Raw genomic sequence first — 17,434 nt, forward strand, 5'->3', positions numbered from 1 at the left:
CCTCCCTCCGTTATGCTTGTGAATCAAATAATGATCGTCTTAATTTATCTGATGGTGCATTACTTGCGTCCGGTCGTTGATAGTTTGTAATATTTTCTTGAGGCATTAGCATGTCTAAAGAAATTGAAACAAATTGAAGAGCTTGATGTGTTAGTTCACGATTTAACTGATTGGCTGCTTTCAGCTTGTCCATCGTTTTCGAAAAATCACTAGCAATTTGCTTAAGTTTTTCTTTATGTTTACCTTCAGCTTTTTCAATACAAGCTGAAAGTGTTAAGTCATGCTCACGATTTAAAAATTCTGCTGATAGCTGAATCCGTTCTGTTTCAATTTGTTTAATGGCTTGAGAAAACATTTGCTCTTTTTTCAGCAGCTCTTTTAACTCTTCTACGTTATTTTGTTTTAGATAGTCTGTTTTTTGAAGGGCTACTTGATAGAGATTTTGATGCAGCTGTAACAGCTTATCTAATGTATTCATTAACTTTTCTGCTAACATTCATAACCCTCCGTATATTTATTTCAACTTTTTATTTTTTATAAAAATTAACTAAACCCTTAGCAATCGCCTTAGGATCAATCGTATAGTTACCGCTCTCTAATGAAGTTTTTATGCTTTGGACTTTTTCCTGTCTAGCTTTTGTCACTTCATTTGTATGTTGAAGATCAATCGCTTTTGAAGAAATCTCTACCTTATCTTCTCTTGTCTTTGACTTAGCAGCAGCTTCAGCATTTTTTTCTGAGTTTCGTTTATATGGATTCACACCCATTGATCCAAGATTATTAATTTTCATGATTGTCCCTCACTTTCATAACCAACGTACGTTTGTGTATATAATATTTATCGGATTATCCGAGAATTTATTTAACGTTTATCTATTTTTAGTACTATTTGAGTAGTATGTTGACTTAGGAGTGTGCTGTTTATTTCGCTCACTAATACTTTCAACCTGTTCCATCTGATGGATTTGCTTGTGAATGTCTTTTTTACAGCTTTCACAAAGTTTTTCTTCTCTAATTGATTTACCACATTTTTCACAAGGATAGCCTAAGTTAGGAAAATTAGACAATTGTATTCTTCCATTTCGGATAAACTTTAGAATCAATTCTTCACGTACTCCAGTTCCTTCAACAACTTCATGTAAAAGTGCTTTACGATTTTCGCGCTTTCTCAAAAAAGCATAAACCGTTTCATAATCTTTTTCTTCCTTTTTAAAGCATCCATCACAAACAGATCTAAATTGAGTTTCTATAAATAAAGTATTACATTTTGGGCAATTAGCTAATTCTCCCATTTTCATTCTCCTATCCGGTTCGGTATCTATTTATTATATCGGCAGGAATTTGTATTTTTTTAGCTTCTAATTAATGTAAGGCAATAAATCTTATCCGCTCCAGAATCAAGAAGGATCTTTGCTGCTTGTCGAAGTGTACTGCCAGTTGTATATATATCATCTATTAATAATAGTTTCTTATTACTTATAATACTTGAATTCTTCAGAGAAAACACGTTTGAAGCTGTTATTCGCTGTTGGCGGGATTTTTTCGATTGTTTTTCATGATGTGTTCGTTGGAGCACATGAAGTTGAGGTAGAGGAAGAAGATCGGCAAGGAGTTTTGCTTGATTAAAGCCACGTTCATATAAGCGCTCATCACTTAATGGGATGGGCACTGTTGCATCTATTTTATAGGTTGTGAAGTACTTTTTATAAGAATTGAGAAAATCGTTTTGAAAAACCTTTACTAATTCAGCATCACCACGAAATTTATAAGAAGCTAAAACATTTTTCATTCCTTCGTTATACTGAAAAACCGAGACATTTCTTTGGATTATATTTTGCCAATTGATATCATCGTTCCATCTTTGGCAATCATAGCATATTCCATCACTTTCTTGAGGTCTAAAACAAATGCAGCAGGTAGGTCCAGTGATTTTTTGCAGTGACGAATAACAGTCATCACATGTTCGCTGATTTGATGGCAACAGTAAATCTGTCCATGTTACTTGTTCGGAAAAATCTTCATGACATATTAGACAAGGAATGGGCTTCAATCTCCTTTGCTTGTTTTTGACAAGTTGGTCTGTCTGAGACAATTTTTGCGCACTCTGCAAGTTTAACTAAAAGAGTGGTCATATTTTGTTTATCAACAAATTCCGCCTTAACATACATGATTTTATCAGAATTCGTTACATAACGAGGATGAGTTTTATTTAACGTTAACGCTAAAATATCATCTAAGCATTCATCACAAGTACAAGACAATTGTAACCGATTTTTATATTCATCTAGTAAATCCTTCATGATTCGTTCCATTGCGTTAATGACCATATTATTTGATCTCCTTGGTATCGCAAAATGTAAGCAATTATACAACATTATGCCATATTAGAGACAAGTTGAAAAGTCACCTTCAAATATTTGGTAATATAGTCACTATTTCTTAGCTTCTTCATTCATTTTTTCAATATGCTTTTTTGCATCCATCATCGCTGTTGTTTTACCATAATGAAAAAACGTAATCGTACCTGTTGGATATGAAGTACTTCGACCAACTCTTCCTGATATCTGAACTAACGCACTTTCAGTAAAAATTCCATCTTCACTTCCTAAAATAGCAACATCACTATTTGGAATGGTGACTCCTCTTTCTAAAATGGTTGATGTCACAATAATTGGGATCTTTTTGCTTCTAAATAACTTTACTTTTTCTCGACGATGTGGATCTTCTGCATGAACTCCCTCAATTCGTTCATCGGTTTTCTTTAGAATATCCACTACCTTTTGAATCACTGAAACAGAAGGTACAAATAAAAAAGCTTGTTTATCATTTTTCATCCTTTCAACGAGCCAGTTCAGCACATTATTAGGAAGAAGATTTTTAGTAAGTTTTTTCTTCCAATTTCCACACCAAATAAACTCGGGTACAGGAAGAAGATGACCATGATAGCGTAACGGAATTTTCACAGCAAGCCGCTTTTTTTGTTGCACTTCATTTTTCCATTGCTTAGAAGGTGTTGCTGTTAAATAAATAAGAGAGCTTTCATGCTTACGGGATTTTTTCACAGCGAATTGAAGGGATGAATCTGCAGTGTACGGAAAGGCATCAACTTCATCAACAATGGTAAGATCGAAGGATTCCTTAAACCGTAGTAATTGGTGTGTTGTGCTAATATAAAGAGAAGCGTGTTTATCTTTATCTTCACTTCCTCCATACAGTGCTGAGATCTCTGTTGTCGGAAAAACCTTTTTCAAACGAGGAGCTAATTCTAAAACAACATCAGTACGAGGTGTAGCAATACAAACTTTCTTCCCTTGGTTTAGGGCAAATTCAATTCCTTTAAACAATACTTCTGTTTTGCCTGCTCCACAGACTGCCCAGACTAGTAATTCATTATTTTGTTTGATTGTTTCAATCACATAATCAGAAGCTTTGGTCTGGCCCTGTGATAAGCTTCCATCCCATTGTAATGTGGTCTCATTTACGGTATTTATAATAGGTCCACACCATCGATAAAGTGGTGTACACTCACTCACACGTCCCATCATGACGCATTTTCTGCAATAATGACAACGCTGTTCTCCACATTTTGCACAATCAAAATAGGCAAAAAATGCAGCATCTTTATTACCACATCTGTTACATATTTTACCGTTTTTCTCTTCCTTAATACCGTAACTTAATTGAACAAAGCCATGAAGATAGTGAGAAAATAGCACTTCAGAAGGGAAAGGAATTTCTGTAGGTAGCAACTCCTTTCCACAGAGAAATTCTTGTAGTTGTTTAGAGTATGAAAAGTGATGTTGTATTGAAACTTGAGGAATATTTGTATGTTTTGATATTGGCAAACCATCATGATGTGAAAACACGGGGTAGAGGACATTTTCCTTCAATAGAAAACGCATGTTTCACCTCAATTATTTTTTAATATTTTCCGGAATCGTTTTTCCACACTAATCGGGGTACGGCAAAGTTGGTCAGCGATTGTTTTAAACTTCAAACCACTTTCGCGTAGTTGTAATAGTTTTCGATCTTCAAGAGTTGTCCAGTGTCGGTATGTACGTTTAACCTCTTCTTTACTCGATTGTAATGTGTTGTTGGAAGTAGTATTCATTTAGTAAACCTCCTCTAAATCTGTCTATAAAATTAGTATGAAGGAAGTTTTAAAACATGTCCATAATTTTACGGAAATATAGGAAGAAAGCACCATAACATTCGTACTTCCTTCTCATTTTCTCAACCTTTTTATCTAGGAATTATTTCTTATACCAACCTAACCCAATGGCACCTTCTCCAAGATGAGTACCAACAACAGGTCCAAAATAGCTCACCATAAATTCAACATGGGGATATTTTGCTTCTAGATCACGTTTGATGATTTCAATTTCTTCTGGGCGATTTCCATGAATAACAACTGCTCGCATTGGGACAACCTGACTTGCGTCTTCATGAAAAAGCTCATACACTCTGTTTAGTGCTTTTTTCTTTGTACGAATTTTTTCAAAAGGAGTAATTAATTTATCTTCAAAATGCAGAATTGGCTTCACTTGTAACAAGCTTCCAATCAAAGCCTGAGCCCCACTAAGACGTCCACCACGCTGTAAATTTGTTAAATCATCTACCATAAAATAGGCACGCATCGATTGCTTCATTTCATGTAATCGGCTCATGATTTCTTCAGGGGATTTGCCATCATTGGCCATTTCGGATGCTTCGAGTGCATAAAACCCTTGAACCATACAACTAATTTCTGAATCAAAAGGATAAACATTAATGCTATCCACCATATCTGAAGCAGTCACTGCACCATTAAACGTTCCACTAATTCCACTCGATAAGTGAATCGACACAACTGCATCATAATTCTTCGCTAACTCTTCAAACAACTCAACAAACATACCAACAGAAGGTTGTGATGTTGTAGGAAATTCTTGTTTTTCTTTCATTTCAGCAAAAAATTGCTCTGATGTGATTTCAACTTCTTCTTCATAAATTTCTGATCCAAAAATAACACTAAGAGGAATCATATGTATATTAAGTTTTTCACGAATTTCTTTAGGGATATATGCTGTACTATCGGTTACAATAGCCGTTTTCATGTTCAAATTCCTTCCTTGTACAAATTAATATTATTCACTAGCTTGTCCTTATAATATATGTATATTTCCTATTCTATTATGACACAAGTTTGTCATGAAACACCAATCACTTTTAAAATTGTATTTATGAATTTTTCATAAATACAAATAAGACAGACCCAAATCATTGAGTCTGCCCATTTTTGTATTATTTTCTATTTTACTTCAACCCAGCCATTTTTAATCGAATAAACAACAGCTTGAGTACGATCGTTTACATTCATTTTTTGTAAGATGTTACTTACATGGTTTTTCACTGTTTTTTCACTAATAAAAAGTGCCTCACCGATTCCGCGGTTGCTTTTTCCGTCTGCAAGCATTTGGAGAACTTCACATTCGCGGCGAGTAAGAATATGTAATGGACGACGAATTTCAGGCTGTAATGGTTGCGTTGGGGCAGCTTGTCCACTTGAAGTTGCAAGCCTTCTGAATTCATTAACAAGATTATGTGTTACTTTTGGATGTAAATAAGATCCACCATCTGCTACAACTTTTACTGCTTCAATAAGTGTGTCTGCATCCATCTCTTTTAATAGGTAACCTCTTGCGCCTGTTTTTAATGCATGTGTGACATAATTTTCATCATCATGTATTGATAAGATAATTACTTTATTATCTTCATTTGCTTCAATTAGTTGTTTTGTTGCTTCCACACCATTTACTTTTGGCATATTAATATCCATGATCACAACATCTGGTTTATGAGCCTCTACAATCGCTAACGCCTCTTCACCATCATCACCTTCTGCCACAACCTCAAAGCTTGGTTCAAAATCTAAAATGCGTTTTACACCTTCACGAAATAACTGATGATCATCAATAATTACAATTTTCGTTTTCATGTTATGCCTCCCCACAGTCCTATTCTATTCTATTTGCTAGCTAACCCGTCAATATGTCTTTAGTCCAATTATGTCGAAGGGTTTGTTTTATCCAACTTGATTTGGAACTTGAAACATGATAAAAGTCCCTAATCCTTCTTTAGAATCCATTGTCATTTTTCCATCGAGCAAATCTATTCGCTCTTTCATACCAATGAGTCCAAATGATTTCTTATCTTTATTTCCCACTTTTTTCTTGATGTTAAACCCTTTACCATCGTCTTTTATCACAAGTGTGATCGACTCTTTTGTTACTTCAACTTTCACAGTAATTTCTGTTGCTTCTGCATGTTTTAAAGCATTTGTTACAGCTTCTTGTGCTAAACGAAATAAAGCGACTTCAAATCGCGATGGTAATCGGTGGTCATTTCTTTCTCCAACACTTTGAAACGTAATCTTCGTTTTTCCATTATATTCTTCGATTGTGTTCATATATTTTCTGAGGGTTGGAATAAGACCTAAGTCATCTAAAGCCATTGGTCTTAAGTCATAAATAATTCGTCTTACTTCATATAAAGCATTTCGAACATTTGTCCTTAAGTTACGAATTTCTTTAAAACCTTCCTCAGCACCACGTTCACGATAAATTCTTTCAATCAATTCAGAGCGCATCATGACATTCGCTAGCATTTGTGCTGGTCCATCGTGAATTTCTCTAGAAACACGCTTTCTTTCTTCCTCCTGAGCCTCAATGATCCTCAAGCCAAAGTCCTGCTTTTGTTGAGCATCCTCTAAAAGCAGACCCACTTGACGTAAATCACGACTCAAATAATTTAGCACAACCGTAATTTGACTAACAAGTGCCTCAGATCTTTCAATAATCTCCTGTAAGCCAAGCAGACGACGTTCTAAGTCATCACGACGATCTCTGAGCTGCTTTTCATGCTGCTGAAGCATTGAATGCTCTACCTGAAGCTTATGGGCTTTCTCATAGGCCTCACGAATCTCTTCTTCTGAGAACTCCTTAAAATGCTTGCTCACCTGTGACAGACGGTTCCGCGCAAAACGAGCATGAACCTCTAACTTGTCCCCTTCTTCAATAACTTTACCAACCTGCATTTTAATATCTCGAAGTTCTTCGACTAAATCCTCATACTGCTGACGAGATTGTTCACCAATTTGAAAAATTTCATCTTTACTTCCATCAACAGTGTGAATCATTTTATCTAACACTTCATCAAGTAGCTTACTGTCCATCTTTTTGTTGGAGTTCATTTTTTTCCCTCCGGTTTAATATGTATATGATAAAAGTTTTGCTCGAAGCTAAAAGGAAAAACCTGTTTTAACTTCTCGTTACGCTCACTTCTTTTTAGTTTGTCACATTAATAACATTTGAAGTAAAAAAAATGTCGTTTTATAATAAAGAAATATGCTATTCTAAAATTGCTTGCTTGTCAGGAGGTGTACAAGCATGCTTTCACATTATTATACCGTAAAAGGCTATGGAGAGCATGAAATAATTATTCAGAAATCTCGATTTATTTGCTATTCACAAAGGGCAACAACGGAAGAAGAAGCGATCAGCTTTATTCAACAAATAAAAAAGAAGCATCATGATGCAAATCATAATTGCTCTGCATACTTAATTGGCGAACATGATAACATCCAAAAAGCGAATGACGATGGTGAACCAACTGGTACAGCAGGCGTCCCTATGCTTGAGGTGCTTAAAAAGAAAAACTTAAAAGATACGGTAGTTGTTGTTACCCGTTATTTCGGTGGTATTAAACTTGGTGGTGGCGGACTGATTCGTGCTTATGGTAAATCTGTATCAGAAGGCCTACAAGTGGCAGGAATTGTCGAAAGAAAACTCATGCGCGTAATGCATACAAAAATTGACTATACATGGTTGGGGAAAGTGGAAAATGAAATACGTTCTTCCACATATTTATTAAAGGAAATTCATTATTTAAATGATGTTGAAGTGGAAGCCTATGTAGAAGAAGAGAAAAAACAAAGCTTCCTCGAATGGATGACAGAGCTGACGAATGGGAAGAGTGAAATTTCTGAAGGTGATGTTACTTATTTGGAGGAGCGGGTAGAAATTTAATATCTGAGGAGAAATTTTATGAATAGAAAAGATATGAAGAAAGTGAAAAAGAAGAAAAAACATCCGATACTACGACGAATTTTAGGATTATTTCTTCTTTTACTAGTTGGTGTTGGATTGTATTTAGGTTATGTTTTTTACCAAACAATGGACGCTGCTAATGATTCTTACGATGATTTAGGAAGAGATAAATCGAAACTTCGCGATTATGCTGTTAATATTTCAAATGATCCCGTATCTATATTACTACTAGGTGTTGAAGATTATTCAAGTGGTGGTAAAGGTGGTCGTTCTGATACATTAATGGTTGCAACCTTTAATCCTGAAGACCAATCAATGAAGTTATTAAGTATCCCTCGTGATACAAGAGTTGAAATTCCTAATGAAGGGTTAGACAAAATTAATCACTCCTTTTCAAAAGGTGGTAAAGAGCTAACGATAGAAACGGTTGAGGATTTCCTAGAGATACCAATTGATTATTATGCAACTGTAAATTTTGATGGATTTAAGAACATTGTTGATATTGTGGGGGGTATTAACGTAGATGTACCTTTTGACTTCACACAAAACAGCGATGACCGTAAAGCGGAAGTACTTGAATTTTATGAAGGTCCTATGGAACTAGATGGTAGATATGCACTTGCTTACGCAAGAATGCGTCTGCAAGACCCTAATAATGATATTGGACGTAATGAAAGACAGCAGCAAGTTGTTAAAGCAGTCATTAAAGAAGTTGCTTCTGCTGGTACACTGTTTAAAGTAGATCAACTAACTGATGAAGTAGGTAAAAATGTCGAAACAAATATGAAGGTTTCAGAGCTGTTAGGTTTTTATCAAAAGTATTCAAACTTTAACACAAGTAGTATAGAAACAATTAAATTAGAAGGTGTTGGAGAGTATATTGATGGAGTAGCTTATTGGCTTCCTGAAGAAGAAAGCGTGATAGAAACACAAAATATACTTAAATCACATTTAGGAATTCAAACAAGTGGTTTATCATCAGATGACACTGGAACAACAGATGAATTTGATTCAACATCACCAAGTGAGCAATAAAAAAAGCAGGTGAACGATTTTTATCGTTTCACCTGCTTTTTTAATGGCTCTTTTCTGAAATATTGTTGCTAATTGACCTAATTCTCTGTGAGAATTTTCATCGCATTAAAGGCACTATTCTAGAAGAAAAGGTGCCACTAGACTTTATATAGTGCTGTTTCTATCAAGTATTAAAAAGCAACAAAGTATTAAAAAACAACAAAGTTTTACGAAACAGCCTTTTTAATTATCCTTCTGTGGCTTCTTAACAGCTGTTAACCTTCTAAATGTATTTATAAGAGGTTTACGGTTCATGCCAATTAAACCCACTAATTCAGCAATAAACTGAATCGCAAGCAATAAGATCATCATAAGAAGCAATGAAAGCCATAAAGTCGCATTCGAGAAAATAATTGCTGAAAAGCCAAAGCATGCACTAAAGAAATAGATAATCAATACTGATGTTCTATGACTAAAGCCAAGATCTACAAGGCAATAATGCAGGTGCAATTTATCTGGTGCTGCAATACTACGTTTATTCAAAAATCTTCTAATTATCGCAAAAACTGTATCAAAAATCGGAACAGCTAAAACAATAATTGGAATAACAAAGCTGAATAAAGTAAGGTTTTTAAACAACCCTAACATTGAAATAATAGAAATTGAGTACCCTAAAAATAACGCCCCAGTATCACCCATAAATATTTTTGCTGGGTAAAAATTATGAACAAGAAAACCTAATGAACTACCAATTAATATTGTACATAGAGCTATAACCACAATTTGGGAATCTGCAAACGCCATAATAAGAATACTCGTCATAGCAATTGATGATACACCTGCAGCTAAGCCATCTAGGCCATCAATTAAATTAATAGCGTTTGTAATTGCAACAATCCATAAAACAGTTACAGGGTAACTCCAAACACCTAAATGAACAGTTTCGAAAAATGGCACATTGAATTTATCTACTAATAATCCTGATGATGCAACCACGATCGCTGCAATTAATTGACCTAAAAATTTATATCGTGCTGGTAATGTGAAGCGATCATCTAGAATTCCAATCAAAATAATAATGAAAGCCCCAATAATTACTTCAGTCATATATGGTGATTGGGGTTTTAAATATAGAAAGCCAGCAATTACACCAATGAAAATGGCAAGTCCACCCATTCTCGGCATAATTTCCTTATGAATTTTGCGTGTATTTGGTTGATCTGTAGCACCGATTTTAATCGCAATTTTCTTTACCAAAGGTGTAATAAGAACAGTTACAGCAAAGGAAAGAATAAATGCTACAATATAGTCAATATAAGAATGCATCGTTTACCCCCACTTTTGTGAGAAATTTACACTTCTTCAATCATAGCAAATTTTCTCTAACTTTCAATTGTTTTTTTCTCGAAGTCTTAACTTAAACATCAATTTATCTTGTTATCCATAGCATAAACAAAAGGTTTAAAACATATTGAAAGATACTGAGTAAGAAAAATTTACTACTTAAGAAATCTTTTATAAAAAGCTAAAAGTTTCTCTTCTTCAAGATTCCAATTATATTTTGTAGAGAAAGCAGCCTTGCCACTTTGACCTAATTCATTTATCATTTCTGGATTCTCTAATAAAGCGAGAATAGCTTTTGCTATAGATTGTGGACGTTCAGGATTAATCATCACTCCACTATTGGACGTATCTACCACTTTCCTATAATGAGGAAAGTCAGAAGCAATAACAGCAACTCCTGCTGCCATATATTCAAATAATTTATTCGGTAAGCAAACTAAATGATTTGGAACTGGTAAATAGGGAATAATACCAATAGATGCCTTTGCCAAATGTTCTTCAATCTTTTCATACGGAACTTTGCCATTAAACACCACTTTACCTTCTAGTCCATTTTCTAAAACTTTCTTTTTGATTTTCTTTTCAAAAGCAGCAGATTCAAAACTTCCCACAAAAACGAGCTTAGCTTCAGGCTTTAGCTTTACAGCATGAGCAAAACCATCTACTAACTCTTCTATACCTCTAATTGGGGTAATACCCCCTAAATATAAAATATAATCATTCTTTCTGTTGCTAGAATCTATAGGAGGAAACATTGTAGGTAGAGGATAGTTTTCAATTTTACATGAAGTATATCTTTTATACCTCTCACCGACTTCTTCCGTTGTATAAATAACACCAGAGATGATAGGTAATGATATTTTCTCTATCAACTCATAGACTAACCTAACCGGGTGCTTTATCCACTTTTTTAAATATTTCTTACTCATAATCGCATTTGGATAGTGTTCATGTACATCAAATATAACAGGTTTTTTCGTGAATATGCGCAACAACACTCCAACAGGCAATAGCTCCGGATCGTGAAAATGATAGAGATCAGCCTTTGTTTGCTTCGCCAACTTAAACACAGTAAAGGCATGTAAAAATCTTTTCCACTCTTTTTTTGGCTTCTCTATTGGAACCAGCTTAATATCATCGTTTTCTATTATCGTCTCAGGCTTAGGTGCTAATAACGTTACTTCATATCCTGCATTTTTAAATGATTTACATTGTTTATGGTATATCCTTCCATCATAAGCATGATGAACTGTTGTTAAAACACAAATTTTCGTCATAATATCATATCCTTTTACAAATCCAAGTTGTAACTTTTCCATTTATACTTTACACTATAATATTGATAATTCCTAATTTTTTATGGAAAGGGTCTTCTATGAAAATAGTCTATATTACTCAGCATTTCCCACCTGAAATAGGTGCAGCACAGGGACGAGCTTATGATATGAGTTCAAATCTAGCAAACTTAGGTCATGATGTTCATGTGCTAACAACCTTCCCTAATTCAAAGTCGATAAAAAAGGTATTTAAAAAAGAAAAGGTTAACCATATAACTGTTTATCGATCTTTTCGAATAAGAGATACGAAAACAAGCTCCATACGTAGACTTGCTAATTACTTATCATTTATGGTTTCTAGCTGTATATCTGGCTTGTTCATAAAAAAACCTGATGTAATTTATGCTACTTCGCCTCAATTATTTCAGGGAGTAACAGGTTACTTTTTAAGCAAAGTCCATAGAACAAAATTCGTTTTCGAAATACGAGATTTGTGGGTAGACTTTGCCGAACTTTTAGGACAGTTCAAAAACAAAAAACTTTTAAATCTTGCTCGTAAGCTTGAAAAGTTTCTTTATAAAAAGGCTGACCATATTATTGTTGTAACACAAGGGTATAAACAGCGCCTCATGGACCAAGGAATACCAGAAGAAAAGATCACGGTCATACCGAACGGGGTAAATCCTAATACATTAAGTCAAGGCAATGTTGCACAATCTTTATCAGTCAAACAACAATACAACCTAGAAAATAAATTCCTCGCCCTTTATGCTGGAAATATTGGAGCTGCTCAAGGATTAAATACCATTATCTCTGCTGCAGAACAACTAAAAGATGACCCCACTATTGCCTTTATGATTATTGGTGAGGGAGTGGAGAAACAATCATTAATAGATCGTGCTAAATCTCTTCAACTGACAAACATTTTATTTGTCGACAGCAAAAAGAAAGAAGAGTTAATTAGCTACTATGAAGCAGCTGATATTGGAATTGTTTCACTAAAAAAACATCCTTTGTTTGAAATAACAATTCCTTCAAAAGTATTTGATTACATGTCGATGTCAACTCCTGTCTTAATCGGTGTTAATGGCGAAGCAAGAGAAATTGTTGAAAAGCATCATGCCGGTTTTTACTTCGAGCCGGAGAATCCAGGTGATTTTATACAAGCATTGAAATATGCTCAAAATCATCCAGACGAATTAAAAGAAATTAGACGAAATGTTAAACGTGAACTTCTTCAATCGTTCAACCGTGAGACTCAGGCAATTGAATTATCGGATACTCTAAGGGATTTGACGAAATCCACTAGGAAAGAGTTGCAAAAAAAGACGACTAGTTTATAAAAACTAATCGTCTTTTCTTATTACGCTTGAAATCTCTCTGGCTTTTCATCACGTTTGCCAAAATGCTGTAGTATCGCTCTTACAATTCGATTAGATGCATTTCCATCACCGTATGGATTTGATGCTTTTGACATGCTTTCATACGCTTCTTTATTATTTAAAAGCTCATAAGCTAATGAATAGATTGTTTCTTCATCCGTACCGGCAAGCTTTAATGTACCTGCTTCAATACCTTCTGGACGTTCCGTTGTGTCACGTAATACTAATACCGGAACGCCTAATGATGGTGCTTCCTCTTGTACACCACCAGAATCCGTTAAAATTATATACGCACGTGATGCAAAGTTATGAAAATCATATACACCCAGTGGTTCAATTAAATGAATTCTAGTATCTTCACCTAGAATTTCATCTGCAACCTCACGAACAGCTGGATTTAAATGTACAGGATATACAACCTGAACATCATCATGCTCTGTAACAAGACGTTTGATCGCGCGGAACATGTTTCTCATAGGTTCCCCTAAATTTTCACGGCGATGAGCAGTTAGAAGAATCATTCGATCAGATCCAACCTTTTCTAACACTTCATGAGTATAATCATCTTTAACTGTAGTTTTTAAAGCATCGATAGCTGTGTTACCAGTGACATAGATCGTTTCAGCCTTTTTATTTTCTTGAAGTAGATTTTGTTCAGACTTGTCAGTTGGTGAAAAATGTAGATCCGCAATAACACCTGTAATCTGTCTATTTACTTCCTCTGGAAATGGTGAATATTTATTCCATGTTCTTAGACCCGCTTCAACATGACCAACGGCAATTTGATTATATAATGCAGCTAGACTTGCAACAAATGTTGTCGTTGTATCACCATGAACAAGAACAAGATCTGGCTTAACTTCCTTCATTACGTCATCTAAGCCTTCTAGTGCACGTGTCGTAACGCCTGTAAGCGTTTGACGATCCTTCATTATATTTAGGTCATGATTCGGCGTTACATTAAATAGTTCAAGAACTTGATCAAGCATTTGGCGATGTTGTGCAGTAACCGTTACAATTGATTCAATTTCTTCAGGGAATTTTTCTAATTCAAGAACAAGAGGTGCCATTTTTATTGCTTCGGGTCTGGTACCGAAGATAGTCATAACTTTAATTTTTTTATTCATTAAATATTCTCCTTTATTGGCTATGGTCATATAAACTAATATTAAAATACCATAAATTTCTCAATTTCGACAAATTGTAATATAACTGTAAACAATATTAAGTTATAAACCCTTTTTGTACGTAATTATTATAAACTAGAAAACAAATGACTGACACATCTCAAATTGAGAGGTGTTTTCTTCTATTATAATGCATGAATAGCATTATGTAGCATTTATAAAGATATCATAATTTTTATAACTTTTGTCAATAATATTGTTACTACTATGCGAGGTGATAGCTTTGTCCCTTGAAGATAACATTCAAATGACACTTGGCACTTGTGAATTATATCGAATTTGTATATGCTCTGTTTGCGGTAGTGAAAGTTTCTATTACGTTAACAGTGAAACTAATGAGTTAGTTGGAAAATCATGCAATGAATGTAATCAAATTCACCTTTTTGAAAATTAGAATTCGTTAAGAGGTTTTCAATAATCCCCTTTATATTATTCACTTGTATAGTACAAGTAATCAAATTATCCTAATTTAAATTTAAAAAACCGTATCATAAAAAATGATACGGATAAAATTATTTTATTTAATTATACTCACAAAATCTGCAACATAGGCAGTTGTACCATTAAAGTACACTTCGTACCATGTATATCCATCTTTTTCAACAGTGATAAAGTTATATTTCTCGTCCAATTTTGCAGAAACGAGTGTACCATTATCAAGACTTCCTAATTTATTACCAGATGCACTAGCTGTTTCACGGACATTAAGGTTTGTGCCTTCTGTATTCACTTGTAATAAATTATTAATTTCTACATATACTGTAGTTGAGTTACCTTTTGATACCCAACCTTCAGTATTTGTTCCTGGAATTTTGATTCTTAACCAACCATTATCTAAACCAATTACATCAACTCTAGTACCGGCTTTAAGTACTTGTATAATATCATTTGAAGTTGAATTCCCACTTCTTAGATTCAAGTCAATCATAACTTTACCTACAGTATTTACAGGGAAACTAATTGGTTGTGATGGTGCGTCTTCTTCTGGTGGATTGACATTATTATCTTGTAATTGATTTTTGTAATTAGGAACATCAAATCGTAAGAAATAATTATTTAGCTGAGCATACATATTACTAATCTTCTTGGCTTGAATATCAGCCCAAGCAATATGTGTCGCATATTGAGGACCAAAAGTATCCCTTGATTCTACGTGTGCTGGATGCCAGCGCATTTTGTAAAGAGTATTTTGTCCTCTTGAGAAGTAACTATTGTTTACAAATCCTGCTCCACCCTTAATTGCCGCTCCTGGTGTAAACCATTCTTTTGAATAAGCATGTTGAGCACCAGCATTAACAACACAGTCATCATAAGCAGCAATTCCATACATGTTATATACCTTTTTAGGTGAAATATCCATTGTTATGGTTTTTCCATTACTGTCTTTAACTGGAGTGCAAGTTCCAGGTACTAGCTTTGTCCATGTACTAACACCTTTTGATAAAACAGATTCATAACTTGTACCGGCTCCCGTTTCATGCAATGTATGAGCAATTAAATATATCTCGTTGACACCATATTTTTCACCTGCATATGCAAATGCTTCCCCTTGCCCATCCAATGAGCCTTTACCTTCTAGAAAGATATTTAGTTCGTTAGGATCAGCATTTGTAGAAGAATCTAGCAATAAAAATTGAAAGTAGCTTGATGTCCCTCTCTTAAAGTTAGTTGGATTTAAATAATAAGAGACATCTTCACGTTTTGCAGATATTTTACCTGCTCCATCGCTCTTAGGGTTTGCACCCATTTGTACATCTACCATTCTAGTAAAATCTAAATTATAGTTAGATGTCTCTACTAGTATATTAGATGCAGCATTTTTAGAAACAATCCCTCTTCTTCCTGCGATATTAATTCCCCACCAATTTTTTTGCTCAAATACAACACGATATGAGCTTCCTGGTACTAATTTGGCATAAGGAATATATTGACCTGAGGATGTGTCATATACAAGTGCATCTGTAAACATCGTAATTCTTTTAGTCGTTCCCGTATTTGTTTGAGCATTTTTAATAGATCCACCAGTTGAAGGTTCTGTATCAGTTTTCTTAACAAACCCTACCTGATCTCCAAATTCAACTAGATGATAGTATTTTTGTTCATCTACTCTATTAAACTCTTGACCTTTAACTAGCTCCCCTACTTTTACTAAACCATTGCTAGTATTATGGTAAACGTCAGCTTGTCCTGAGGTCACTTTAAAGTATTTATCAGATGGTACAAATTGTGCAGCTGCAGTATACTTCGGAACAAATCCAAGTCTGCCGCCAAAGTTAATACCCCACCAATTTGACTGACTAATGACAATCGGATACTCTGTGCCTGGTGCAACCTTACCAAATGGCGCATATCCAGATTTTGTATCCAAAACCTCCGTCTCTTCAAGAAAGACTAGCTTTCTACCAGTAGTTTTTGTTGTAGTAAGGAGGTTATTAATAGAATGTGAAGAAACTGGTTCTGTTTCTCTCTTTTTCACATAAGCTACTTGATTACCAATCTTAATTAGGTGCCAATTCGTTCGATCTCCTACTCTAGGATAAACCTGTCCTATAGTTAAACTAGCAAATTTCGTCAACCCTTTAGAGGTATTAATATACACGTCTGTTGGACCAGTGACCTTAAAGTATTTGTCCGAAGAATAAAACTTTGCCATAGCGGTTGATTTTGGTATGAAACCTAAGCGCCCAGAAAGGTTAACTCCCCACCAGTTTGCTTGACTAACAACAACTGGGAAGGTCATACCTTGTGAGATGCTACCAAATTGGGTATATCCAGATTTAGAGTCTACTACAATTGCCTCTTGTAAAATTGTAATCTCTAAATCTTTTTGGGTTAGACTCCCAATATGATTTTTTATAGTATTGCCAGTTGATGGTTCTGTATCAGATTTCTTTACAAGCCCAACATTATCTCCAAACTCTATAACATGCCAATATGTTTGATTTGCTTTTCTTTTATATACCTGACCATTAGTTAAACTGCCTACTGCAACAAGTCCTTTTTTAGTATTTTGATAAACTTTCACATTATCATTTACCACTTTAAAGTAGTCATTGAATTCATTTGCAGCCTTTACTTGACCTTCGTTAAGAAAAGTCATTTGAAAAACGAAGACCATCAAGAATAAAAGCAAACATTTTAGT

Annotated in this window: 17 protein-coding genes; 3 read left to right on the plus strand and 14 right to left on the minus strand. The window is 34.6% G+C overall.

The window, feature by feature from the left end; translation table 11 throughout:
- Positions 1 to 10 precede the first annotated feature (10 nt).
- The 10 genes from LC076_RS19825 to LC076_RS19870 form a co-directional block, all read right to left on the minus strand.
- Entirely contained in the window at positions 11 to 496 is a 486-nt protein-coding gene (locus tag LC076_RS19825; protein WP_226670821.1) for a flagellar protein FlgN, read from the minus strand.
- Between the two features lie 31 nt (positions 497 to 527).
- A complete protein-coding gene (gene flgM / locus LC076_RS19830) occupies positions 528 to 791 on the minus strand; it encodes a flagellar biosynthesis anti-sigma factor FlgM (protein ID WP_226670822.1) in 264 nt (87 codons plus the stop codon).
- A 78-nt stretch (positions 792 to 869) separates the two neighbouring features.
- Positions 870 to 1,292 carry a TIGR03826 family flagellar region protein gene (locus LC076_RS19835; RefSeq protein WP_226670823.1) on the minus strand — a complete coding sequence of 141 codons (423 nt, stop codon included), beginning with the start codon at positions 1,290 to 1,292 and terminating at the stop codon, positions 870 to 872.
- 59 nt (positions 1,293 to 1,351) lie between these two features.
- Complete coding sequence (locus LC076_RS19840; RefSeq protein ID WP_226670824.1) at positions 1,352 to 2,050, minus strand: ComF family protein; 699 nt, start codon at positions 2,048 to 2,050, stop codon at positions 1,352 to 1,354.
- Positions 2,019 to 2,327 carry a late competence development ComFB family protein gene (locus LC076_RS19845; protein ID WP_226670825.1) on the minus strand — a complete coding sequence of 103 codons (309 nt, stop codon included), beginning with the start codon at positions 2,325 to 2,327 and terminating at the stop codon, positions 2,019 to 2,021. The genes LC076_RS19840 and LC076_RS19845 overlap by 32 nt, the downstream gene beginning before the upstream one ends.
- A gap of 105 nt (positions 2,328 to 2,432) precedes the next feature.
- Positions 2,433 to 3,902, minus strand: a complete 1,470-nt coding sequence (locus LC076_RS19850; protein WP_226670826.1) for a DEAD/DEAH box helicase — start codon at positions 3,900 to 3,902, stop codon at positions 2,433 to 2,435.
- A gap of 8 nt (positions 3,903 to 3,910) precedes the next feature.
- A complete protein-coding gene (locus LC076_RS19855; protein ID WP_226670827.1) occupies positions 3,911 to 4,111 on the minus strand; it encodes a hypothetical protein in 201 nt (66 codons plus the stop codon).
- Between the two features lie 142 nt (positions 4,112 to 4,253).
- Positions 4,254 to 5,096: a DegV family protein gene (locus tag LC076_RS19860; RefSeq protein WP_226670828.1), complete on the minus strand. Its 843-nt coding sequence runs from the start codon at positions 5,094 to 5,096 to the stop codon at positions 4,254 to 4,256.
- 194 nt (positions 5,097 to 5,290) lie between these two features.
- The gene (locus LC076_RS19865; protein WP_226670829.1) at positions 5,291 to 5,977 is read right to left on the minus strand and encodes a response regulator; all 687 of its coding nucleotides are present in this window, start codon (positions 5,975 to 5,977) and stop codon (positions 5,291 to 5,293) included.
- Positions 5,978 to 6,064: 87 nt separating this feature from the next.
- On the minus strand, positions 6,065 to 7,231 hold the full coding sequence (locus tag LC076_RS19870; RefSeq protein ID WP_226670830.1) for a sensor histidine kinase: 1,167 nt from the start codon (positions 7,229 to 7,231) through the stop codon (positions 6,065 to 6,067).
- A 196-nt stretch (positions 7,232 to 7,427) separates the two neighbouring features.
- Here LC076_RS19870 and LC076_RS19875 point away from each other — a divergent pair, with 196 nt between their 5' ends.
- Together LC076_RS19875 and LC076_RS19880 are read left to right on the plus strand one after the other, a co-directional pair.
- The gene (locus tag LC076_RS19875) at positions 7,428 to 8,066 is read left to right on the plus strand and encodes a YigZ family protein (RefSeq protein WP_226670831.1); all 639 of its coding nucleotides are present in this window, start codon (positions 7,428 to 7,430) and stop codon (positions 8,064 to 8,066) included.
- Between the two features lie 18 nt (positions 8,067 to 8,084).
- Complete coding sequence (locus tag LC076_RS19880) at positions 8,085 to 9,122, plus strand: LCP family protein (protein WP_226670832.1); 1,038 nt, start codon at positions 8,085 to 8,087, stop codon at positions 9,120 to 9,122.
- Positions 9,123 to 9,344: 222 nt separating this feature from the next.
- On the opposite strand, the gene LC076_RS19885 is transcribed toward LC076_RS19880, so the two are convergent.
- On the minus strand, positions 9,345 to 10,427 hold the full coding sequence (locus LC076_RS19885) for a glycosyltransferase family 4 protein (protein ID WP_226670833.1): 1,083 nt from the start codon (positions 10,425 to 10,427) through the stop codon (positions 9,345 to 9,347).
- 173 nt (positions 10,428 to 10,600) lie between these two features.
- Complete coding sequence (locus tag LC076_RS19890) at positions 10,601 to 11,764, minus strand: glycosyltransferase family 4 protein (protein ID WP_226670834.1); 1,164 nt, start codon at positions 11,762 to 11,764, stop codon at positions 10,601 to 10,603.
- 56 nt (positions 11,765 to 11,820) lie between these two features.
- On the opposite strand from LC076_RS19890, the gene LC076_RS19895 reads away from it, so the two are divergent.
- Positions 11,821 to 13,065: a glycosyltransferase family 4 protein gene (locus LC076_RS19895; RefSeq protein WP_226670835.1), complete on the plus strand. Its 1,245-nt coding sequence runs from the start codon at positions 11,821 to 11,823 to the stop codon at positions 13,063 to 13,065.
- A 20-nt stretch (positions 13,066 to 13,085) separates the two neighbouring features.
- Here the strand turns inward: LC076_RS19895 and wecB are convergent, their stop codons facing one another.
- Positions 13,086 to 14,231 (minus strand): non-hydrolyzing UDP-N-acetylglucosamine 2-epimerase, encoded by a 1,146-nt coding sequence (wecB, locus tag LC076_RS19900; RefSeq protein ID WP_226670836.1) that lies wholly within the window; start codon positions 14,229 to 14,231, stop codon positions 13,086 to 13,088.
- 577 nt (positions 14,232 to 14,808) lie between these two features.
- Positions 14,809 to 17,391: an SH3 domain-containing protein gene (locus LC076_RS19905; RefSeq protein ID WP_226670837.1), complete on the minus strand. Its 2,583-nt coding sequence runs from the start codon at positions 17,389 to 17,391 to the stop codon at positions 14,809 to 14,811.
- Positions 17,392 to 17,434 lie beyond the last annotated feature (43 nt).

The sequence above is a fragment of the Metabacillus litoralis genome, assembly GCF_020524045.1.
GTDB lineage: Bacteria > Bacillota > Bacilli > Bacillales > Bacillaceae > Metabacillus > Metabacillus litoralis_C.